The organism is Duganella sp. Root198D2, assembly GCF_001428585.1.
Taxonomy (GTDB): Bacteria; Pseudomonadota; Gammaproteobacteria; order Burkholderiales; family Burkholderiaceae_D; genus Rugamonas.
In genome coordinates this window covers 104,643-125,111 of the sequence record NZ_LMIC01000051.1, presented here as the reverse complement: position 1 = coordinate 125,111, position 20,469 = coordinate 104,643, and the positions used below count along the sequence as shown (strand labels likewise).

The 20,469-nt window shown below is 64.9% G+C and carries 18 protein-coding genes; 8 read left to right on the top strand and 10 right to left on the bottom strand.

Annotated elements, in window-relative coordinates:
• Positions 1–3: 3 nt before the first annotated feature.
• From ASE26_RS28885 to ASE26_RS28875, 3 genes are all read left to right on the top strand, one after another.
• Positions 4–1,260, top strand: coding sequence for a triacylglycerol lipase (locus ASE26_RS28885; RefSeq protein ID WP_057247378.1), 1,257 nt, complete (start codon positions 4–6; stop codon positions 1,258–1,260).
• Positions 1,261–1,378: 118 nt separating this feature from the next.
• A complete protein-coding gene (locus tag ASE26_RS28880) occupies positions 1,379–2,671 on the top strand; it encodes a triacylglycerol lipase (RefSeq protein ID WP_055935964.1) in 1,293 nt (430 codons plus the stop codon).
• Positions 2,671–3,144: a lipase secretion chaperone gene (locus tag ASE26_RS28875; RefSeq protein WP_055935961.1), complete on the top strand. Its 474-nt coding sequence runs from the start codon at positions 2,671–2,673 to the stop codon at positions 3,142–3,144. Before ASE26_RS28880 ends, ASE26_RS28875 begins: the two co-directional genes overlap by 1 nt.
• A gap of 11 nt (positions 3,145–3,155) precedes the next feature.
• On the opposite strand, the gene ASE26_RS28870 is transcribed toward ASE26_RS28875, so the two are convergent.
• The 3 genes from ASE26_RS28870 to ASE26_RS28860 all read right to left on the bottom strand — a co-directional run bounded on the left by ASE26_RS28870 (position 3,156) and on the right by ASE26_RS28860 (position 4,579).
• Entirely contained in the window at positions 3,156–3,470 is a 315-nt protein-coding gene (locus tag ASE26_RS28870) for a hypothetical protein (RefSeq protein WP_055935958.1), read from the bottom strand.
• A 95-nt stretch (positions 3,471–3,565) separates the two neighbouring features.
• Entirely contained in the window at positions 3,566–3,700 is a 135-nt protein-coding gene (locus tag ASE26_RS31920; protein WP_255357028.1) for a hypothetical protein, read from the bottom strand.
• 75 nt (positions 3,701–3,775) lie between these two features.
• The gene (locus ASE26_RS28860; RefSeq protein ID WP_055935952.1) at positions 3,776–4,579 is read right to left on the bottom strand and encodes an SPFH domain-containing protein; all 804 of its coding nucleotides are present in this window, start codon (positions 4,577–4,579) and stop codon (positions 3,776–3,778) included.
• A gap of 270 nt (positions 4,580–4,849) precedes the next feature.
• Here ASE26_RS28860 and ASE26_RS28855 point away from each other — a divergent pair, with 270 nt between their 5' ends.
• Positions 4,850–6,211, top strand: coding sequence for a diguanylate cyclase domain-containing protein (locus ASE26_RS28855; RefSeq protein ID WP_055935949.1), 1,362 nt, complete (start codon positions 4,850–4,852; stop codon positions 6,209–6,211).
• Positions 6,212–6,283: 72 nt separating this feature from the next.
• Here the strand turns inward: ASE26_RS28855 and ASE26_RS28850 are convergent, their stop codons facing one another.
• From ASE26_RS28850 to ASE26_RS28840, 3 genes are read right to left on the bottom strand one after another with little or no spacing between them, the layout of a single operon-like run.
• Positions 6,284–7,846, bottom strand: coding sequence for an FGGY-family carbohydrate kinase (locus ASE26_RS28850; protein WP_055935946.1), 1,563 nt, complete (start codon positions 7,844–7,846; stop codon positions 6,284–6,286).
• Positions 7,843–9,462 (bottom strand): glycerol-3-phosphate dehydrogenase/oxidase, encoded by a 1,620-nt coding sequence (locus ASE26_RS28845; RefSeq protein WP_082507534.1) that lies wholly within the window; start codon positions 9,460–9,462, stop codon positions 7,843–7,845. Before ASE26_RS28845 ends, ASE26_RS28850 begins: the two co-directional genes overlap by 4 nt.
• A complete protein-coding gene (locus ASE26_RS28840) occupies positions 9,459–11,066 on the bottom strand; it encodes an FAD-binding oxidoreductase (RefSeq protein ID WP_055935943.1) in 1,608 nt (535 codons plus the stop codon). Before ASE26_RS28840 ends, ASE26_RS28845 begins: the two co-directional genes overlap by 4 nt.
• Before the next feature lie 68 nt (positions 11,067–11,134).
• On the opposite strand from ASE26_RS28840, the gene ASE26_RS28835 reads away from it, so the two are divergent.
• Positions 11,135–12,172: an AraC family transcriptional regulator gene (locus ASE26_RS28835; protein ID WP_055935940.1), complete on the top strand. Its 1,038-nt coding sequence runs from the start codon at positions 11,135–11,137 to the stop codon at positions 12,170–12,172.
• Here the strand turns inward: ASE26_RS28835 and ASE26_RS28830 are convergent.
• The 4 genes from ASE26_RS28830 to ASE26_RS28815 all read right to left on the bottom strand — a co-directional run bounded on the left by ASE26_RS28830 (position 12,169) and on the right by ASE26_RS28815 (position 17,911).
• Positions 12,169–12,591, bottom strand: coding sequence for a hypothetical protein (locus tag ASE26_RS28830; RefSeq protein ID WP_229207269.1), 423 nt, complete (start codon positions 12,589–12,591; stop codon positions 12,169–12,171). The two genes, ASE26_RS28835 and ASE26_RS28830, sit on opposite strands and share 4 nt — an antisense overlap.
• 124 nt (positions 12,592–12,715) lie before the next feature.
• A complete protein-coding gene (locus ASE26_RS28825) occupies positions 12,716–14,089 on the bottom strand; it encodes a cytochrome P450 (RefSeq protein ID WP_055935937.1) in 1,374 nt (457 codons plus the stop codon).
• Positions 14,090–14,126: 37 nt separating this feature from the next.
• Positions 14,127–15,005: a sulfurtransferase gene (locus ASE26_RS28820; RefSeq protein ID WP_055935935.1), complete on the bottom strand. Its 879-nt coding sequence runs from the start codon at positions 15,003–15,005 to the stop codon at positions 14,127–14,129.
• Positions 15,006–15,028: 23 nt separating this feature from the next.
• Positions 15,029–17,911 (bottom strand): pitrilysin family protein, encoded by a 2,883-nt coding sequence (locus ASE26_RS28815; RefSeq protein ID WP_082507546.1) that lies wholly within the window; start codon positions 17,909–17,911, stop codon positions 15,029–15,031.
• Positions 17,912–17,960: 49 nt separating this feature from the next.
• Between ASE26_RS28815 and ASE26_RS28810 the strand changes: the two genes are divergently transcribed.
• Genes ASE26_RS28810 through ASE26_RS28800 form a run of 3 tightly spaced genes read left to right on the top strand, consistent with a single transcriptional unit; the run spans position 17,961 to position 20,354 of the window.
• The gene (locus ASE26_RS28810; protein WP_229207268.1) at positions 17,961–18,728 is read left to right on the top strand and encodes an ABC transporter permease; all 768 of its coding nucleotides are present in this window, start codon (positions 17,961–17,963) and stop codon (positions 18,726–18,728) included.
• 4 nt (positions 18,729–18,732) lie between these two features.
• Positions 18,733–19,698: an MlaD family protein gene (locus ASE26_RS28805; RefSeq protein ID WP_055935929.1), complete on the top strand. Its 966-nt coding sequence runs from the start codon at positions 18,733–18,735 to the stop codon at positions 19,696–19,698.
• On the top strand, positions 19,695–20,354 hold the full coding sequence (locus ASE26_RS28800; protein WP_055935927.1) for a hypothetical protein: 660 nt from the start codon (positions 19,695–19,697) through the stop codon (positions 20,352–20,354). Before ASE26_RS28805 ends, ASE26_RS28800 begins: the two co-directional genes overlap by 4 nt.
• Positions 20,355–20,469: the final 115 nt, after the last annotated feature.

Sequence of the window (20,469 nt, the reverse complement as noted above, 5' to 3'; positions counted from 1 at the left end):
AGGATGAAATTCATTTCGAGGATCATCCTCGCAGCATGCCTTGCCGCCGGCGGCGCACACGCCGCCGATGCCAAGCCTCCCGTCGTGCTGGTGCACGGCTTCCTTGGCTTCGACAACACCACCCTGGGCGGCACTTTCCGCTACTGGGGCGGTTTCAACGATATCGCACAGCACATCAAGGCCGGCAGCGGCCGCGAAGTATTCACCGCTGGCGTAGGACCGGTCAGTTCGAACTGGGACCGCGCCATCGAACTGTATTACCAGATCAAGGGCGGATGTGCCGACTACGGCGCAGGCCACACGGCGCAGCATGCGGCCGCCGGCCATATCCAGAAGCCGGCCGGCAAATGCTGGGCAGCCGATCCCGCCAATAACCCCGACAAATATCCGCCCGCACTGTATCCGCAGTGGGATGCCGCGCACCCTGTCCACCTGGTCGGGCATAGCCAGGGCGGCCAGACTGTCCGTACCCTGATCCAGCTGATGGAACAAGGCAGCGTGGGCAGCGGCGCGGTACGCGGCTGGGTGACCAGCGCCACCTCCATCGCAACGCCGCATAACGGCACTACGCTGCGCGATATCGTGGTCGGCTGGCTGCCGGACGCGTCGACCCTGGCCGGCCTGGCCGTGCAGGCGGCAGGCGCCGGCGGTTCCAGCGGCGCCGGCTTCAAATTCCGTCTCGAGCAGTTCAACATGAAGGCCAGTGCGGCGGAATCGATCGACGACTTCTTCGAGCGCACCCGCAGCCATCCGTTCTGGAGCCTGGACAACCACGATTCGGCGCAGTGGGAACTGTCGCCGGACGGCGCCAGCGCATTGAATAGCTGGGTAAAGACTTCGCCCGACGTCTACTACTTTTCCTTCAGCGCCCAGGCTACCGAATCGCTAAGCCTGTTTGGCAAGGAATTCCAGTACCCGCGTCCCGACATGCTCTTCTTCCTGCAGGGCATGGCGGGCGAATGGGTCGTGCCGTCCTTCGGCCAGCCGGGCATGGGTTCGTTCCAGCAAACCGCCGCCGGGCGCGTGCGCACCGACCAGCGCTGGTTCGCCAACGACGGCGTCGTCAACACCGTCAGCATGGCCGGGCCGGAAGGCAGCACCATCCAGCCGCTTGCCGGGCAAGCGCTCAAAGGCGCCTGGAATCATGTCGACACCATGCGCGGCATGGATCACTTCGACGTGATCGGCTGGGATGGCAAGCCTTCCGCCTCGCTGAAGATGTACGACAAGCTGCTGGCGATCCTGTCCAAACTCGATTAAGCGGGCCGCCTGGCTCGCCGTGCATTGCGATTGGCTCCGCAGGCACGGTTGTGCGCCAACCGTGCGCAATCCCCCCGTGGTGAAATGAATCACACAAAAAACCACGGGAGACAACCGCATGAAAGTGCTATCGAGCCTCACCCTTGCCGCCTGCCTGGCCGCCTCCTCGGCCCACGCTGCCAATAGCGATCCGGTCGTGCTGGTGCATGGCTTCCTCGGTTTCGGGCCGGAGACCTTTGCTGCCACCGGCTTCAAGTACTGGGGCGGCTTCAACGACATTGCCGCGCATATCCGCGGCACGCAGCGCCCCGTGTTCACCGCCGGCGTTGGGCCGGTCAGCTCCAACTGGGACCGTGCGGTCGAACTGTATTACCAGGTCAAGGGCGGTTGCGCCGACTACGGCGCGCGCCATACGGCAGACAATGCCGCTGCCGGCCATGTCCAGAAGCCGGCCGGCAAATGCTGGGCCACCGATCCCGCCAACAACCCGAATAACTATCCTGTTGCGCTGTATCCGCAATGGGATGCCCAGCACCCGGTGCATTTCGTGTCGCACAGCCAGGGCGGCCAGACCATCCGCACCTTGATCCAGCTGCTGGAAAAAGGCGCGCCGAACGGCGCCGGCACGGAAGGCAGCGGCGCCCTGTACGCGGGCGGCAAGGCGGGCTGGGTGAAAAGCGCAACGTCAATCTCGTCGCCGCACAACGGCACCACGCTGCGCGACGTGGTGGTCGAGTTCGTGCCGAAGGTTTCAGAACTGGCAGGCAGCATGGTCGAGATGGCGGGACTGGGCGGATCCGGCGGCAGCGGCTACAAGTTCCGGCTCGAGCAATACGGCCTGGCGCAGGGGCCGGCCGAGTCGATCGGGGACTTTATCGACCGCACGCGCGGCGCGCCGTTCTGGCAGCTTTCCAACCATGATGCGGCGCAGTGGGACCTGGGGCCGGACGGTGCCGCGCAATTGAACGGCTGGGTGAAGACTTCACCCAACGTCTACTACTTTTCCATCGGCTCGCGCGCCACCGAACAGGGCCACTGGTGCTGCAACAACACCGACCGCGTGATCGCTCCGTTCCAGAACAGCGATTACCAGTACGCCCGCAACGACATGATCTTCTTCCTGAAGAACACCGCCGGCGAATGGGTGGTGCCGTCGATCCTGCAGCACGGCATGGGCTCCTACCGCGCGCCCGAGTGGTACCCGAATGACGGCGTGGTCAATACCGTCTCGATGCGCGGCCCTTCCGGCCAGCCGCAGCGCAACTTCGACGGCGCGCCGGTCAAGGGAAGCTGGAACTATATCGGCTACTACGACCAGTACGATCACTTCGACGTGATCGGATGGGATTCTCCGACATGGGCGGTGTACCCGATCTACGACAACCTCCTCAGCATCATTGGCGGCCTGTGATGGTGCGCGCGACGTTAGCAATTGCATCGGTCGCGCTGGCGGCCGTACTGTGGCGGGCCGGCGCACCGGCGCCTTCGCCTGCCGTCCCGCTCACGCCGCCCGCGCCGGCAGCCGGCGGCGGCACGGCGGCATCCGCGCCACCGGCCTTGCCTGCGCCGGTTCCGCCGCGCAGCGCGGCCCCGACGGCCAGTACCACGCCCGCCGTCGCAAGCGTCGAAGCCGCGGTGCGCAATGCACGCCGCCATGGCAAAGGGGAACAGGAAGTCCATCGCCTGCGCAGTGCGCGGCTGCCGGCCGAACAAGTGGAGGCGCTGGCGCGGATGGAGGCGGCCGAAGCGAACTGGCAGCAACGCCTGGAAGCACTGCAGGCAGCATGTGCCGCCAACATCGGCTGCGACGACGCGCGCGCAAGCTTCACGCGGGAAGAACTGGCGCGCACCACGGCCTATGCCGCGCCGACGCTAAGGCAGTAAGGCAGTAAGGGCTAAGGCGCCGGCGCCAGCATCCTGCTCGCCTCATCCTGTCCCATATATTGGGTGACCAGGCGCAGCAGCGTGCCATCGGCGCGCATGTCTTTCATCAGGTTCGCCCGGCGCCGTGAGTCCTCGGCGCTGAACAGCTTCTTGCCCATCAGGAGGTTGGCCGGCCCGCGCGGCGTGCTGCCACTCCAATCCTCAATACGCACCCTGCCCGCAATGATTTCATCTTTCAGGTAAGCGCCGTAGGCCAACTGCGGAGCAAGCAGCGCCTGGAAGCGGCCGACCCTGAACATGGCGTACAAACGATCGCCATCATCCATCCTCAACGCGGCCGATATTACGCAACTGGGTTACGCAATCTTCGTACGCCGGTCCGGCAGCATAGCCGCGCCCGAAACCAAGCCGCAAATTGGGATCAGCAATGAAGGCCGCCATGGAATGCACGCTGCCGCCGGCATCCCCGCAGGATGATCATATTCTTCAGCCACATATACGGCTCGGCCCAGGCAAACACCATGCGCTCCGGCGTAGCGGCAGCGGAAAGGGTCATATCGACGCCGCCGCTTGCCCTCCCGATGTCACCAATCGCTTTTCGATTATGACACGCGAGAACAGCCGCGCCCATTTATTTGCTGGCGACGTTGACCATGCCCTTGAAGTCATACGGAATCACCACGGTCTGCACCTTGCCCGCAGCGATACCTTCTGCGATCTTCATCTGGGCCTGCGCCTGCATGTAGGAGATGGCGCCGGCATTGGAATTCAGGGCAGCGATACGCTCGGCTTCCTTCTTCGCGATCTGCACCTCGACTTCCTTGGTCTTCTCCTCGTTTTTCGCGCGCACCAGGTTGTCGGCGCTGGCCTTGACCGCATCGCTAGGCACCATGCCGCCTACGCGCACCTGCGAAACCGTGATGCCGCTCAGCTTTTCATCGTTCAGCGTCGCGATCATGGTGGCCTGGATCTCCTCCTCGATCTGCGAACGGTTGTCGTTCATGTTCAGCGCCTCGTACTTGCGCGCCACCTTGTACACCGCGTTGCGCGCGGTCTGGTATATGTAGGCGTGCATCAGGTAGATATCGCCGCTGGCATCCTGCGTGTGGAAGGAGCGGCTCTTGTTGACCCACAGGTCCGACACCGCCGACGGCGTGATGTTGTAGATCACCGCCAGGTCGAAGTCCTTCATGGTCGAATTGTCCGCCGCCAGCGGCATCAGGTCGCGCACATCGACGCTGACGTCCTTGATCGGGAAGGTCAGGATGGAACCGACGATGGTCTGGTTGAAACTGCCGGCCACACGCTCCTCGGCTTCCACAGTCTTGTCGAAGTTGACGCGCAGGCCCACCTCGCCGGTGTCGATCACCTTGCAGCCGGACAGGGCGACAGCGGCAAACAGGATGGGGACCAGCAGGAGCTTTGGTTTTTTCATGGCTATCTTAATGAGTTGGACGAAGCGCCATTCTATTGCTTTCTGGATAGATAAAAATCATGCAAAGATGATTAAGATTACCGTTGCCGAATAGTTAGCGAAAATGTTCAGATATACACGGAATGTCACAACTTCCCTTACTTCGACGGAAACTTTCACCAACTATCACCAACCCAACGTCTTTTTTAGGCAAAACCTTCCTTGAATTTCTACAATTCCAATTGGCAACACGGTATCATCAGGGCCATATCCTACTCACCCCTAGTCAGCATGAATCAAGGCGGTACCAGCTTTTCGCCACGGCGTGATGCCGTGATTTTGATTGTTGATGATGCGCCGGACAACCTCTCGGTCCTGCGCAAGTTGATGGTCGAGCAGGGTTACCAGACATACGTCGCCAACTCCGGCGAGCGCGGGCTGGAAATCGCGCGCCGCGTGCACCCTCACCTGATCCTGCTCGATGTCATCATGCCCGGCATGGACGGCTTCGAGACTTGCCGCCACCTGAAATCGCACCCGGCCACGGAAGACATCCCGGTGCTGTTCATGAGCGCGCGCAACGAACAGGAAGACGTCGTGGCCGGCTTCGAACTGGGCGCGGTCGACTACATCGGCAAGCCGCTGCGCATGGCCGAAGTATGCGCGCGCGTCCGCACGCAGCTGCAGATCCGCTTTGCCACGGAAACGCAGCAGGAACAGTCGGAGCGCCTGCGCACCATCGTCAACAATATGGCGGAAGGCTTGCTGATCATCGAAGCCGATGGCCGCATCCAGTTCACCAACCCCGCCTGCGACCAGTACCTGGGATACATGTCGCACGAGCTGGCCGGCAAGTCGATTTCCGACTTGCTCAATCCACTGGTGGCCGACGAATACCTCGAGTACTTTGCGCGCTACGCGGCCAATCCTGAAGCGGCGCACAGCCACGGCACGCGCGAAGTGATCATCCGCCACCGCACCGGCAAATCGGTGTGCATGGACTTGACGCTGACGCCGATGTTCCTGCGCCAGCCCTTGTTCATCGGCCTGCTGCATGACATCACCCACCACAAGCTGTCGGAAGATGCGCTGCAGCGCGCAGCCATGATCGACCCGCTGACCAAGATTGCCAACCGGCGCCACTTCGACTCCTTCCTCGAGAAGGAATGGCAGCGCGCCATGCGCACCGGCGCCCCGCTGTCGCTGGTGGTGCTGGATGTCGACCATTTCAAGCTGTACAACGACACGCTGGGCCACGCGCAGGGCGACGTCTGCCTGCAGCAGGTAGCGCAGGCAATCAGCGCGCATGCGCTGCGCGTGACCGACCTGGCAGCGCGCTACGGCGGCGAGGAATTCGTGCTGCTGTTTGCCGAAACCGACGCCGACGCCGCCTTCCAGATGGCCGAGTCGATCCGCACGCACGTGGAATCGCTGCACATCCCGCATCCGCGCTCCGTGACTTCACCCCACATCACCGTCAGCATCGGCGCAGCAACGCTGTGCCCGACGCCGACCGACAACATCGAATCCCTGTTCGTCGCCGCCGACCGCGCCATGTACGCCGCCAAAGAAGACGGCCGCAACCAGGTACGCGCCACCCGCCCGCCCACCACCGCCATCGAAGCCGCCCGCGCCGCCCTCGCCAAACGCTAATTTGAAAGTCGGGGTCAGGCCTGGCAATCCGCCATTTTGGCGGATTGCCAGGCCTGACCCCGACTTTTTCCTTTATAGCTTCTCGGGGTAGCCGGTGATTGCGGCGATTTCTGCGTACATGGGCTGCAGGCGTTTGTACATCTTCAGGTAGACGCGGTGGTAGAGCTGGTCGTAGGTTTTGCGGTGGGCGGGGTCGGGCTGGAAGACGCGGCCTTTGCGCGTCATGGCGTTGATGGCGCTGTGGAAGTCCTGGTGCAACCCGAGGCCCGCTGCGATGGCAATGGCGGCGCCAAGGCCGCTGGTCTCGTAGACGTGGGCACGCGCTGCGGGCAGGCCGAAAATGTCTGCGGTGAGCTGCATGGCGGCGTCGCTTTGCGAGCCGCCGCCGGCTACGCGCAATTCCGTGATCCTGGTGCCGCTGCGCTTTTCTATGCGCTCGCGGCCTTCGCGCAGGGCGTACGCCAGGCCTTCGAGGATGGCGCGGTACATGTGGGCGCGGGTGTGCACGTCGCCGAAACCGATCATCGCGCCTTTCGCTTCCGGTCCGGGCACCTTGATGCCGGGGCTCCAGTACGGTTGCAGCATCAATCCCATCGAGCCGGGCGGCACTTCGTTCACCAGGCGGTCGAACAGCGCTTCCGGCGGCATGCCCTGCTCCACCGCGGCCGATTGCTCGAGATGGCCGAACTGCTCCTTGAACCAGTTGACCATCCAGTAGCCGCGGAAGATCTGCACTTCGGTGCTGTAGGCGCCGGGAATCGCTGCCGGGTATGGCGGGATGAAGGGCGTGACTTCGAGGTACTTGCTGGTGGTGGTGTTGATGGTGGCGGTGGTGCCGTAACTGAGGCATCCGATATGCGGTTCCAACCCGCCGGCGCCGATCACTTCGCAGGCTTTGTCGGCGGCGGCGGCGACCAGCGGCACGCCTTGCGGAATGCCGGTGGCGGCGCAAGCCGATGCGCTGATTGCCCCGATCACTTCGCCCGGCTGCAGCAGCTCGGGCAGTTGGTCCGGGCGCACGGCCAGCGCCTGCCATTTCCAGTCGCGCGCGCCGGCCCAGGCGTGGCGCTTGTAGTCGAACGGCATGTAGGCGACCTGCGAGCCGATGGAGTCGGCGAAGCGGCCGCTCAGGCAGTGATTCAGGTAGCCCGAAAGGAGCAGGAATTTGTGTGTGCGCTCCCACAGGCCGGGCTGGTGGGCCTTGATCCAGTTGACCTCCGCTTCGCGGCGGAAGTAGTCGATGGTGCCGTCCACGCCGGCCAGCTTGAAGGCAGCCGTCCACAATGGGCCGATTGGCGGCACTTGCTCGGTGCGTCGCTGGTCCAGCCAGGTGATTGCCGCGCGCAGCGGTTTGCCGTCGCTGTCGACGGCGACCACGGTGCCGCGCTGGGTGGTGACGGCGACGCCGGCGATGGCGCTGCGCGGGATGTCGGTCACGGTCCACAGCCGCTGGCAAGCGGCGCACACGGCGTCCCAGTAGCTTTCGGCCTTGTGCTCGGCCCAGCCGGGTTGTTCGGAGTAGTAGGCCGGCTGCAGGTGCACCTGCGTCTTGGCGACCAGGTTGCCCTGCAGGTCGAACAGCAGCGCGCGCACGCTTTGCGTGCCATTGTCGATGGAAAGGAGGTATTTGCTCATTCGCGTGCTTTCGGCAGGCTGTAGTTCGATCGGCATAATGCCAGATATGCCGCTTCTTCGGCAGCCCAGCGCTGGTCGTCCCAGCCCAATTCCGGCTGGCAGATGGCGCGCACGCGACCCAGCACCGCCGCTGCCCCGTTGCAGAGCTGGATGCCGAGGCGGCTGCGGCGCAGCATCAGGTCTTCCAGGTGCTGTACGGACTCGTGGCGCGCGGCCCAGCGCAGCTGGGCCCAGAGCGTTTCGGTGCCGGGGATTTCTTCGAGTTCGCCTTCCCGGGCGGCGGCGACCAGTGCGTCGGCTTGCGCACCGTAGCGGCCCTGCAGGCGCCGGCATTGGCCCGGCGACAAATGCCGCGGCCTGGCGGCGCTGGCCGCGGCCGGAAAAATGGCCTGCGGCGCGAGGTCCGGCTGCCAGTGCGGCAGCTGCGGCACCGCGTGGCGCAGCACGTCGAGCGCGATGGCGCGGAAGGTGGTCAGTTTGCCGCCGGTAACGGTCAGCAGCCCGTCCTGCTGCCACAGCACGTGGTCGCGGGCTTCCTTCGAGGGATCGGCCTTGCCGGTGTCGATCACCGGGCGCACCCCGGCGTAAGTGGCCAGCACGTCGGCTTCGCTGATTGCCAACCGTGGGAACTGGTCGTGCAGGGCGGCCATCAGGTAATCGGTTTCTTCCTGCGTGATGGCAGCTTCGCGCTGCAGGTCGGTGCGGTGGTCGACGTCGGTGGTGCCGACAATCGTGACGCCTTCCCATGGGAAAGCGAATACCGGGCGGCCGTCGTGCGGGTGCATCAGGCTGATCGCCTGCGCCAGCGGAAGGCGCCAGGCCGGCAGCACCAGGTGGCTGCCGCGCAATGGGCGCAGGCGCGCTGCGGGTTTGTCGTGCAGGCGGTCGGCCCAGGCGCCGGTGGCGTTCACCACCAGCCTGGCGCTGACCTCGTGGGTTTCGCCGCTCACTGCGCAGCGCACCAACGCACCGCGCACGCGCCCTGCATCCGCCCCTGCCAACGATTGCACGGCGCAGTAGTTGACGGCAACGCCGCCATGCGCTTGCGCTTCCTGCAGCACGCGCATGACCAGGCGCGCGTCGTCGGTCCTGGCGTCCTGGTAGCAGATGCCGCCTTGCAGGCCCTCGGTGCGGATATGCGGCGCCATTGCCAGGAACTCCTGCGCGCCGAAATAATGGCGCGCGCGCTGCCCGGCCATGCGGTCGTAGATTGCCAGTCCAAGCAGGAAGGCGCGGCGGCCCGGCTTGCGCCCGGCATAATCGCCAAAGGCAAAGCCCAGCGGCTCGACCAGTCCCGGCGCATCGCGCAGCAGCGCATCGCGTTCATGGACCGATTCACGGGTCAGCGCGAACTGCCCTTCCTTCAGGTAGCGCAAGCCGCCGTGAACCAGCTTGGAGGAGCGGCTCGACGTGCCCCAGGCGAAGTCGCGCTGCTCCACCAGCATGGCGCGCAGGCCGCGCCGCGCCGCTTCGAGCAGGATGCCGGCGCCGGTGATGCCGCCGCCGATTACCAGCAAGTCCCACTCCTGCGCCAGCAAGCCGGCCACCTGCGCGCGGCCGCCCGGCATCCAGTGCTGCGCGCCGCCTGCGTCGGCGTAGCCGGCAGCCGGCTTCATGCTGCCTGCCCCGCCGGCAGCAGCTTGCCGGGATTCATGATGCCTTGCGGGTCGAAGTGCGAGAACAGCGCCTGCATGGCTGCGATGCCGGCGGCGCCCTTTTCCGCCGTCAGGTATGGCGCGTGGTCGCTGCCCACGCCGTGCTGGTGGCTGATGGTGCCGCCATTGTCGACAATGGCCATGCTGACCGCATGCTTGAGCGCACGCCAGCGCGCCATGTCCGTTTCAAAGTCGCCGCCCAGGCGGTAGACGAAGGTCGTATAAACGCTGGCGCCCTGGGCATACAGGTGCGACAAGTGGGTGTAGGTATGGACCTTCTCGCCCATGCCGCCCAGCGCACCGGTCGCTGCCGCTTCAACCGCCCGCATCATCGCCGCCACGCGCGGCCAGTCGACCGCCGTCTCCACCGTGTCGATCACATAGCCCTGCTTCCAGGCGGCGTTGCGCAGGTAGACGTTGCGGAAGCGGCCTTCCTTCCATTTGTCGCCCATGCGGCGCCCAACGTGCACACCGCCGAAGCCGCGGCAGGTCGAGATGGCGCCGCGCAGGGCGGCGCGGGCCTGGGCCCGCGGGCCGCTGGCGCCGATCATCAGCATGCATTTGCCATCGCTGCAGCCGCGCAGCTTCAGCCAGCCTTCCAGCAGGCCAATCAGGCGCTTGTGGCCGGCCAGCGCCAGCATGGTCACCGTTTCCAGGGGATTCGACAGGCGCAGCATCGACAGGCCGCCGCGCGCCTGTGCCAGCGCTCGCACGGCTGTTTCGGCGCGCTCCCAGTCCGGGAAGAAAACGGCGTGGAAGGCTTCATATTCCGGCACCGCGCTGACGCGCACGGTGGCCTCGGTCAGGATGCCCATGCGGCCTTCGGAACCGAGTACGAGTTCGCGCAGGTCGGTGCCGGCCGCCGAAGCCGGGAACGTCTGGATGTCCAGCCGCCCTTGCGGCGTCTCCACCACGCCACCGGCGAACATCTGCTCGATGCGCCCATAGCGCAGGGATTGCTGGCCGGAAGAGCGGGTAACGACCCAGCCGCCCAGCGTGGAGTATTCGAACGATTGCGGGAAATGGCCCAGCATGTAGCCGTGCGCCCGCAACTGCGCTTCCAGGTCCGGCCCCAGCACGCCGGCGCCGAAAGTGGCGAGCTGCGACTGCTTGTCCAAATGGTGCAGGCGGCCCATGCGCGTCATGTTCACGGCCAGTACAGGCTTGTCGCCGGCCGGCGCGGTCAGGTGGCCTGCCACGCTGGTACCGCCGCCCTGCGGGATCAGCGACACGCCGTGCTGCTGCGCGTACTCGATCAGCTCGCGCACCTGCTGCGAGCTTTCCGGATACGCCACGCCATCCGGCGCGCTGCCAATGCGGCCGTAGCGCAACTTGAGCCAGTCCGGCAGGCTTTGGCCAAGCGCATTGCGCAAGCGCACAGCCGGTGCCGTATCGATCATGGGGTGCGGCGGCAGGCGCGATCCGGCAAGCGAAGCGCAAGCGGCGTCGAAACTGGCATCCTGCACCGCCCGGCCCTGGCCAACCAGGCTGGCCAGGAACGCCAGCGCATCATCATGCAGCGGATACTCGACCGTCTCGTCGCCCCAACCGTTCCATCGTTTCATGTGCAATCCCTTGTTATACTTTGCTCAATAGACTTTAATCCATCGCCACCTGCCAGTCTTGCTTTTTCATGCCAGCCGAATTGTTCGATCATGCCAAGCCTGCTCGCGTAGCGGGCTCCTACCTGCAACCTGTGCTGGAGGCGGCGGCTGCGCGCGGGGTGACGGCGCAGGCGCTGGAGCAGGCCGCCGGACTGCCCGCCGGCGCCCTGGAGCCGCTGCCGGAAGCCCTGCCGGCCGATACCTATGTGAAGCTGCTCGATACTGCCGCCCGGCTGGCCGGCGATCCGCATTTCGGCCTGCACGTGGGCGAGCGCGTCAAACTGGGCACCTACACGGTGTATGGACTGGTCCTGCTAAGCTGCCGCGACTTCGGCCAGGCCTTTGAGCAGACCATGCGCTACGAACAGCTGGCGCACGACCTGGGACGCTCCACGCTGCAAGTCCATGGCGCCCTGGCCGACTACACCTGGCATTCGAATTACCCGGCGCAGCACCGCCACCTGGCCGACAGCGTGTTTGCCGGCATCCGCGTCTTCGGCAACTGGCTCGCAGGCGCCACGCTGCCGCCGGCCGAACTGTCGCTGATGCACGATGGCGGCGATCCGGCCGGCCACGCCGAGTACATGCGCGTGTTCGGCGCCCTGCCCCGTTTCAATGCGATGTCCAATGTGGCGCAGTTCGAAGCTTCGCTGCTGGCATGGCCGGTGCCAAATGCGGACGTGAGTCTTTATCCGGTGCTGCAGCAGCATGCCGAACAACTCCTCAGGCAGCGCGCTGCAGCGGCTAACGCCGGCATCGCGGCACAGGTGCATGAAGCCATCGTGCGCCGGCTGTCGCAGGGCCAGGTGCGGGTTGCCAGCGTGGCGGAAGACCTGGGACTGGCGCCGCGCACGCTGCAACGCAAGCTGTCGGACGCCGGCTCCAGCTTCCAGCAGGTGCTGGACGAAGCGCGCTTTGCCCTTGCGCGCGACTATTTGCGCCAGCCCGGCCTGTCGCTGGTCGATATTGCGTTCCTGCTTGGCTACCAGGAGCAAAGCGCTTTCACCCATGCCTTCCGCGAATGGTCGGGCATGAATCCGGGGGCGTGGCGCACGGCGGGGCGCTAGATTTCAGTGCCGCGCACGCGGACAAAGGGGCCGATGCAGCTTCCCATGTCGCGCCGCTGGCACATCAGGAACATATTGTTCGAAGGATGGAACACGATGAAGGACTGGATGATGTGGCCGACCTCGGTAATCTCGCCGGTGCAATCCTTCTTGCCGTTGTCTTTCACGATCTTGTCGTTGGAGTGGTAGAAACCATCGCCGTCGGGCTGGTCGTCGATCTGGAACTCGGTTTCCGCTATCTCGGCAGCGCTGGTGATCAGGGCCGAGCCGTCGGCGCGGATACGGTACATTTCGTGACAGGAGCCATCAGGCAGTTCGAAACGCCAGGTGCCGACAATCGGGTGGTCGGTGCGCAAGGGGCCAGCCAGCGTACTTTGGGCAGCCAGCAGGGCTGCGGCGAACAAAAGGATCGGTTTCATGGCAGCCCCCGGCGGAGTGTTTAGGCTCAGTATAGCCCTGTTGCGCTATTTGCACTTTCCTGTTGCCGTCATTTTTCCGCAGCCGCCTTCAGCTGCGCCAGCCCCTGTTCGAAGTCCTTGCCGATCATCTTGTCCATGCTGAAGAACAGGGCCGCAAAAGCACAGGCAATGCGCTTGGCGTCATGGTCACGGTGAACACCTCCTCCACCGGCGGCGCGCCGGGCACGGCCTCGATCGTGAAGTTGCGCGCCACCATGGACAGCAGGACCCGGATCTCGCTCATGGCCAGATAGCGGCCCGGGCAGAAACGCGGGCCGCCGCCAAACGGCACCATCCTGCGGGCGGGGTCGTCCAATTTTTCCTTCATGGCGGGATCGAGCCAGCGTTCGGGCCGGAACTCGGCCCCATCGGCCAGCGGCACTTCGCGTTCGAACGAATGGCGCACCAGCATGAAGGCCACGGTGCCCGCCGGCACCTGCACGCCATCCAGCGCCACGTCCTGCACCGCCTCCGCGCCCAGGATCGGTGCTACGGGCTTGAGGCGCATGGATTCCTGGACGCAGGCGTCCAGGTAAGGCATTTGCGCCGAACTTGCCGCAGCATCGGCCTCCTCGGCCAGGCGCGCGGCAGCTTGCGGGTTGCGCGACAACAGGTAGAGCAGCCAGGCGACGGTGTTGGCTGTGGTGTCCTCGCCGGCAAACACCATGATGATGGCATTCGCCCGCACCGTCTCGTCGCTGATGCCGGAACCGGGGATGTCCGCCGCCGCCAGCATGGCTTCCAGCAGGTTGCCCGGCTTGTCGTACAGCGCCGGATTGGCTGCCATGCGGGCCCGCGCGCCGGCAACGAAGCCGTCCACCGCAGCGCGTATGCGCAGGCCGGCGGCCTCGGTGGCATGATCGGCAGGCAGCTTGATGGTGCGCCAATAGGCGATCGGCGCTACCAGGCGCCGCGCCACCTGGGTAAACACGAATTCGATATCCTGCTGCAGCGGATTGTCCTCGTTCCGGACCATGTCCTGGTCCTGGCCCATGGCCATGCCGATCGCGACATCGAGGGCAAATGCCTTCAGGTCGCGCAGCAGGCGTTGCGGCTGCCCGGTTTCCGCCGCTGCCAGCCAGCGCAGGCGCAAACGTTCGGACATGGCCGCAAGCCTGGGATGGAAGCGATTGATGACTTCCGGCGTCAAGGCATGCATGACCAGCTTGCGCTGGCGGCGCCATTCCTCGCCCTCGGCCGCGAACACGCCCACCGCCGCCGCTTCTTCAAGGATGCTGGCCACGCGCCGCGAGCGCCGCCACTGGTCCGGGCGATCGTGCAGGATCTGCGCAATATCGGCATGCCTGCTGGTCACGATGAAGCGCCGCTCCATCAGGCGCATGCGGTAGATCGGCCCATACTCGCGCGCCCACTGCTCCAGTTTCTGGTGGAAATGGGCAGTATCGATTCCAACATTCCCCACCAGCGGCAAACCGGCGGGACCAGGCAGGTGATCCATGCTGCGCCTCCTTCAGAAAACGCTCCCGGAGCGCCGGTCAAGGATTGACCCGGCTCCACTCGCACCAGCCGCCGTCGTAGACGCTGATGCGCTCCCAGTCCATCAGCCAGGCATAGAAGAATGCCAGCGAAGCCCGCCAGCCGGTACCGCAGTAGAAAGCGGTGCGCTGGCATGGCTCAATTCCCGCCTGGCGCCATAGCGCACTGATTTCCGCCGAAGGTTTCATCGTTCCGTCAGCGTGCTGGTATTCGCTCATGCTGTGCACATCGCCATCGTTGCCGGCGCGGCCCCAGCGTGCGCCGGGGATGTCGCCGCGCGCATCGATATAGCTGTAGCCGGAAGTGGCGCCGACGTGCTCTTGCCAGGTGCGGATACTGACCAGGGCGCCATCCGGCTGCTGCAGCAGTTCGCGCGCCTGGGCGGTGTCGATCAGGAAGTCGGGGCGCGCCGGGAAGACGGCGCCAAAACTGGCGGCGGCCTGCGGCAACGGGCCGGCACCCTGCTCCAGCGCGTGACCGGCGCGCAGCCAGCCATCGAAGCCGCCATCGAGCAGGCGCACATCGGCTACGCCGGCATACAGCATGAGATGGGCGGCGCGGGCGGCGGCCAGCGAACTGCGGCCGTACAGGATGACGGTGGTGTCGTGGCGGATGCCGTTTTCCAGCAGGAGCGCCAGCAAGGCATCATTGGATACCTTGTTCCACAATGGCTGCCGTTCGAGGCGGTTGGTGTCGATGTAAGCGGCGCCGGGAATATGGCCGGACTGGTAGTCGGCCAGGCTGTCGCAGCCTACCTCGAACAGGCCCCATGCCCCGCCAGGCGCCCCCAGCACGGGCGCGCCATCGAGCAGGCGCGCCAGCCAGGCAGGCGATGGGAGCTGGCGCCAGCGCGCCAGGTCGGGACGGAAACCATGCATTTAAAACAATTCAAAAATGTCGCTTAATCCGCGAGTTTAGCAGCTTCGGCGTGCGCCCCCGGCTTTGCGTCGGGATTGGCTTCCTTGCCTTCGGGCTTGTTCTCGGCCGGGTGCATCACCACCTGCACGTAATTGTTGAAGTCGAAATAGCGCTTGGCTGCGGCCTGCACGTCCGCAACCGTCAGGCTGGCAATCATTTCGTTCTGGCGCAGCAGCACTTTGGGGTCGGTCTTGTTGACCAGCGCTTGCTGCAGGTTGATGAGCCACCAGCCGTTTTCACGCAGGGCTTTGCGGTAGTTGCTGCTCCAGTTTTCCTTGACCTTGGCCAGGTCGGCCTCTTCCGGCCCCTTTTCCTGCAGCTTGCGCACCTCGGCAAAGGTGGCTTCGATCGCCTTGTCGACGTTTTCAGGCGCAGTCGGCAAGCCGATATTGATGGTGTAATTGGCGTAGGGATGGCGTACCATGCCGCCCGAAATGTTCGCCGTATAAACCAGGCCCCGCTGCTCGCGCAAGGCTTCCGTCGCCTTGATCTGCATGATCTCGACCAGCGCGCGCAGGCGCATCTGTTCGACTTCGTTGTAGTTGGCCTCGCCGGCAAAGGCGATGCTGACCTGGCTCTTTTGCTCGCGGCCGCGGCGTACTTCTTTCTTCACCACCCCGCGCACCGGGCGTACATGGCGATCCTTGTATTCGGTAGCGATTTTCGCTGCCGGCAAGCCGCCCAGGTAAGTGGCGAGCAGCGGCTTGATCTTCGCCGGCTCAAAACTGCCGACCAGGAAGAAGGTCATGCCGTACGCGCTGGACAAGCGCTCTTTCTGCAGCGCCATCACCCGGTCCAGGCGAATGCCGTCCAGTTCTTCAGGACGCGGCGTCAGGGCTACCCGCGGATGGTTGCCGTACATGGTGGTGCGCATGGTATCCGTCAGCACCGCTTCCGGGCGCGCCTGGGCGTTGCGGGCCTGCTCCTGCTGCTTGTCGATGAAGACATCAAACAAGGCCTGGTCGCGGCGCGGCTGCGTCATTTGCAGGTAGATCAGCTGCAGCATGGTTTCCACGTCGCCGCTGCTGGAACCGCCGCCATAGCCTTCCGACACGCCGCCGATCCCGAAAGCCGAGCGCACACTGCGCCCGGCCAGGATCTTCTGCAGGTCCAGCGGCGCATAGCCGTTGACGCCCATGCTGGCCAGGATGGCGCTCGCATAGCGGGCATTGACGATATCGCCCTCCTCCGCCAGCGACTGCCCGCCGAAACGGGTGGAAGCCATCAGGACCTGGTCGTTCTTGAAATCGGTCGGCTTCAGCACGACCTTGACGCCGTTCGACAGCAGCAGTTCGGTGGTACCCAGCAGCTGGTCCGAGGTTTCCTTGACGATGCGGCCGGCTTTGGGCGGCTGCGACATCAGGCTCGCAGCCAGCGCCTTTTCCTCATGTGCCGACACGGTGGCCTTCTCGGCCTCATCGACGGTTGCGAGCATCTGCGCCGCCTGCGGCACCACAGTGCCCGACTTGTCGTTGCCCATGAAGATAACGAGTTTCTTCTGGCCGACCGGGATCGCGCTGCGCACCTGGGAGTTGACCTCCTCCAGCGTCACCCCCGGCAGCATGTCCTTGTAATAGCCGTATTCGTTCTCGATGCCCGGCATCGCTTCGCCATCCAGGAAGTGGCGGGTGAACTCGCTCACATAGGCCCCGGACTCGGTCTTGTCACGCTCGTTGTGCAGGTTTTCAATGAAGCGCATCATATTCTTCTTGGCGCGCTCGAGCTCCGCCGCGCTGAAGCCAAGCTGGCGCGCGCGTTCGCCCTCTTCGACCACGGCGCGAATGGCCGGCAATGCGCCAGCCTTGCCCACCACGGCGCTTGAAACGAATGCCTGGTGGCCGTGCACGGCCTTGGCCATATTGCTGTAGCCTTGCAGGAACGGCGGGCTGGTTTGCTGCGACAGTTCCGCAATGCGCTGGCTGAGCATTGCGGCCGACAGCAGTTCCACCATGTGGGTGCGGTACTCGCCAACCGTTCTGGATTCGGCGCGTTCCATGAAGGGATAACGGATCGTCACCAGGTTGGACGGGGCTTCGCGGTCGGTGACCACGATGGCTTCCGATTCCTTGCGTTCCGGGATAGGCGGGTACTTGCGTGGACGCGGATTGGCAGGGTTCACCAATTTCGAGAAATGGCTGGCGACCAGGCGCTCGGCCTCCTGCGGGTCGACGTCGCCCACCACCATCACCGCCATCAGGTCCGGGCGGTACCAGTCCTTGTAGAAGCGGCGGATCGCATCGGGCTTGAAGGATTTCAGTATTTCCTCCTTGCCGATCGGCAGGCGGCGCGCGTACAGCGAACCATTGAAGATCTTTGGCAGCAGCACTTTGTTCATGCGGTCGGTCGCGCCTTTGCCAAGGCGCAGTTCTTCCAGCACGATGCCGCGCTCACTTTCGATATCCGCATCATTGAAGGTTACGCCCTGGGCCCAGTCTTCCAGCACCAGCAGGCCCTTGTCCAGGTTTTCCTTCTTGTCGACCGGGATCGGCAGCATGTACACCGTTTCGTCGAAGCTGGTGTAGGCGTTCAGGTCGGCGCCGAACTTCACGCCCACCGACTGCAGCCACGAAATCAGTTCATGGCGCTTGAAATGGATGGAACCGTTGAAGGCCATGTGCTCGGTGAAGTGGGCCAGGCCCAGCTGGTCCTCGTCCTCCAGTACCGAACCGGCTTTCACCACCAGCCGCAGCTCCACCCGCTTTTCAGGGCGGCGGTTCTGCTGGATGTAGTAAGTCAGGCCATTCGCCAGCTTGCCGGTCCTGATCTGGGGATCAAGCGGCAGCGGCGCAGTCGGATCGGGGGCGCCGGACGCCACGAAAGAGCAGCACAGCAAGCTCGCTGCCAGGAGCAGTTTTAGGAGTTTCATAACATAGTACGATACACCATAGGTCATCCTTAATGCTAGTATGCCAACCATGAACGCTCACCGCTCTGCAATCGCATGGCTGACCAGCTGGTGGCAGCTGCTGCAGTTCGCCGCGCTGCTGCTGACGCGCGCCATGGCGCCATCCAGCTACCGGCGCGATAACCGGCGCATGCTGTCTGAACAGATCGTCGTTGCCACCACCGTCAACCTGGCCTGGTTTTCCGTGCTGTGCGCGCTGATCAGCCTTGTCATCATCCGTATCGTCGTTGTCACCTCGGCGAGCTACGGTCTGTCGCGCTATGCGCTGGAAATGGTGGTGCGCGTGCTGGTGCTGGAGCTGGTGCCGCTGACGGCGGCGCTGTTCGTGGCGCTGCGCACCACCCTGCCGGCCGGCGTCGAATTCGCGCAGCAAAGGCTGGCCGGGAACGCGCCCGACGCCCGTGCGGCCTTGCGCACCCAATTTTATCCGCGCGCCGCGGCGGGCGTGTTTGCGGTGTGGATGCTGGCTGCGGTCAGTTGCCTGGTGACCCTGGTGCTGACCTACCTGGTGATGTATGGCTTCACGCCGTGGGCGCTGCCGGGCTATACCCGCGTGGTGGGGCAGATTTTCAATCCGGCCGTATGCCTGATCCTGGTGCTGAAGGTGGTGTTTTTCAGCGTGGCGGTGGCGGTGATCCCGCTGGCTTCTTCATATTACACCGGCGCGTCCAGCCCGCTGCGGCGCATCGGCGTCGCGCACGGACTGGCGGACATGGTGCGCATGTTCTCCGTGATACTGGTGGTGGAAGCAGCATCCCTGATGGGCAATTATTATTGATGATATGAGCGAAACGACTCCTCCCGCAGCCGGCCCGGAACCGGCGCCGATCCATAACGCCGAAGCCAAAGCCGTGGGCCTGCTGGTGCTGCTGGTCGCACTGGTGCTGGGTGCGGTCATGTACCTGATGTACGCGCGCGGCGCTTTCGAGCCGACGCAGCGGCTGGTGCTGACTGCCGACGATTCCGAAGGCGTGGCGGTCGGCATGGACGTGACCTTCGCCGGCTTCCCGATCGGCCGCGTGCAGCGCATCGAACTGGCGCAGGACGGCAAGGCCCGCATCCTGGTCGACGTACCGAGCAAGGACGCGCATTGGCTGCGCAGCACCAGTATCTTCACGCTGGAAAAGAGCCTGGTGGGCGGCGCCAAGCTGCGCGCCTTCACCGGCATCCCGGCCGACCCGCCGCTGCCGCCCGATGCCGAGCGCGCGCTGCTGGTGGGCGATATGGCGGCCGAAATCCCGCGCCTGCTGCAAACGGCCAAGGACTTGTTGAACAACCTGGCGGCGCTGACGGCGGAGGAATCGGCACTGGGCAGCAGCCTGCGCAATGTGCAAGGCGTGACCGAGAAGCTGAACGGCCCCGCCGGCGCGCTCGGCGTGCTGGCGGGCGAAGACCAGAAAGCGCGCGAACTGCTGCGCAACGCCAATTCGCTGGTGGTCAAGGCCGATAGCCTGGTGGGCAATGCCGACAAACGCGTATTCGGCGACAAAGGCCTGGCCAACGATACGCAGGCGGCAGTGCAGCAGTTGAATGCCCTGCTGGCCGATGCCCGCAACTCGTTGAAGAAGCTGGATGCGGTGCTGGTGGAGGCGCAAGCCGTCGGCGCCAACACGCGCGAGGCCACCGAAGACCTCAGCACGCTGCGCGCCGAAGTCGATGCCAACCTGCGCAAGGTGGAACAGATGATCAATGAGCTGAACCGCAAATGGCCGTTCAAGCGCAGTGAACCGGAGATCAAGCTGCCATGAGGATGACGAAATTCGCCGCAATACTGGCTGCCGTTGCGCTGGCCGCCTGCAGCAGCGGTCCGCGGGTGCCGGACTGGCAGTTGAACGCCGCCGGCGCAACCGAGCGCGCCACCTCGGCCTACATGGAAGGCAAGACAGCGGTCGCAGAGCGTGAATTCGCGCTGGCGCGCAGCCAGGTTGGCAGTACCGCGCAGCCGGCGCTGGCAATCCGCATTGAGCTGCTGCGCTGCGCGGTGCAGGTAGCGGCGCTGGTATTCGAAGAATGTCCCGGCTTCACGCCGCTGCAGCCGGACGCGTCGGCCGCCGACCAGGCTTACGCGCGCTACCTCGCCGGCCGCGCCGCGCCATCCGAGGCCGCCCTGCTGCCCGAGCCGCAACGCGCGGTTGCCGCAGCTGCCAGCGACACCGCAGCAGCAGCGGCAGCCGCCGCCGTCAGCGATCCGCTGTCGCGCATGGTCGCCGCCGGGGCACTGCTGCGATCCAACCGCGCCACGCCGGAACTGGTGACGACAGCCATCAACACCGCCTCCGCCCAAGGCTGGCGCCGGGCGGTGCTGGCCTGGCTGAACGTCCAGCTGCAGCGCGCCGAGCAAGCCGGCGACACCAGCGAAGCCGAGCGCCTGCGCCGCCGCATCAAGCTCGCCACCACCCCATAACAGCCGAGGCCGTGTCACACCTTGGGGTCACACCCCGAGTGTGACACGAGCTCAAGCACATTCATTGTTGAGAGCGTGTCACACTTAGGGTGTGACCCCATGGTGTGACACGAGC

Coding starts and splice junctions, on each gene's coding strand:
- ASE26_RS28815 (WP_082507546.1), bottom strand. CDS start 17,911: ATGAAACTCCTAAAACTGCTCCTGGCAGCGAGCTTGCTGTGCTGCTCT.
- ASE26_RS28835 (WP_055935940.1), top strand. CDS start 11,135: ATGCCAGCCGAATTGTTCGATCATGCCAAGCCTGCTCGCGTAGCGGGC.
- ASE26_RS28845 (WP_082507534.1), bottom strand. CDS start 9,462: ATGAAGCCGGCTGCCGGCTACGCCGACGCAGGCGGCGCGCAGCACTGG.
- ASE26_RS28860 (WP_055935952.1), bottom strand. CDS start 4,579: ATGAAAAAACCAAAGCTCCTGCTGGTCCCCATCCTGTTTGCCGCTGTC.
- ASE26_RS28875 (WP_055935961.1), top strand. CDS start 2,671: ATGGTGCGCGCGACGTTAGCAATTGCATCGGTCGCGCTGGCGGCCGTA.
- ASE26_RS28880 (WP_055935964.1), top strand. CDS start 1,379: ATGAAAGTGCTATCGAGCCTCACCCTTGCCGCCTGCCTGGCCGCCTCC.
- ASE26_RS28885 (WP_057247378.1), top strand. CDS start 4: ATGAAATTCATTTCGAGGATCATCCTCGCAGCATGCCTTGCCGCCGGC.
- ASE26_RS28840 (WP_055935943.1), bottom strand. CDS start 11,066: ATGAAACGATGGAACGGTTGGGGCGACGAGACGGTCGAGTATCCGCTG.
- ASE26_RS31920 (WP_255357028.1), bottom strand. CDS start 3,700: ATGACCCTTTCCGCTGCCGCTACGCCGGAGCGCATGGTGTTTGCCTGG.
- ASE26_RS28850 (WP_055935946.1), bottom strand. CDS start 7,846: ATGAGCAAATACCTCCTTTCCATCGACAATGGCACGCAAAGCGTGCGC.
- ASE26_RS28805 (WP_055935929.1), top strand. CDS start 18,733: ATGAGCGAAACGACTCCTCCCGCAGCCGGCCCGGAACCGGCGCCGATC.
- ASE26_RS28825 (WP_055935937.1), bottom strand. CDS start 14,089: ATGGATCACCTGCCTGGTCCCGCCGGTTTGCCGCTGGTGGGGAATGTT.
- ASE26_RS28830 (WP_229207269.1), bottom strand. CDS start 12,591: ATGAAACCGATCCTTTTGTTCGCCGCAGCCCTGCTGGCTGCCCAAAGT.
- ASE26_RS28855 (WP_055935949.1), top strand. CDS start 4,850: ATGAATCAAGGCGGTACCAGCTTTTCGCCACGGCGTGATGCCGTGATT.
- ASE26_RS28870 (WP_055935958.1), bottom strand. CDS start 3,470: ATGGATGATGGCGATCGTTTGTACGCCATGTTCAGGGTCGGCCGCTTC.
- ASE26_RS28810 (WP_229207268.1), top strand. CDS start 17,961: ATGAACGCTCACCGCTCTGCAATCGCATGGCTGACCAGCTGGTGGCAG.
- ASE26_RS28800 (WP_055935927.1), top strand. CDS start 19,695: ATGAGGATGACGAAATTCGCCGCAATACTGGCTGCCGTTGCGCTGGCC.
- ASE26_RS28820 (WP_055935935.1), bottom strand. CDS start 15,005: ATGCATGGTTTCCGTCCCGACCTGGCGCGCTGGCGCCAGCTCCCATCG.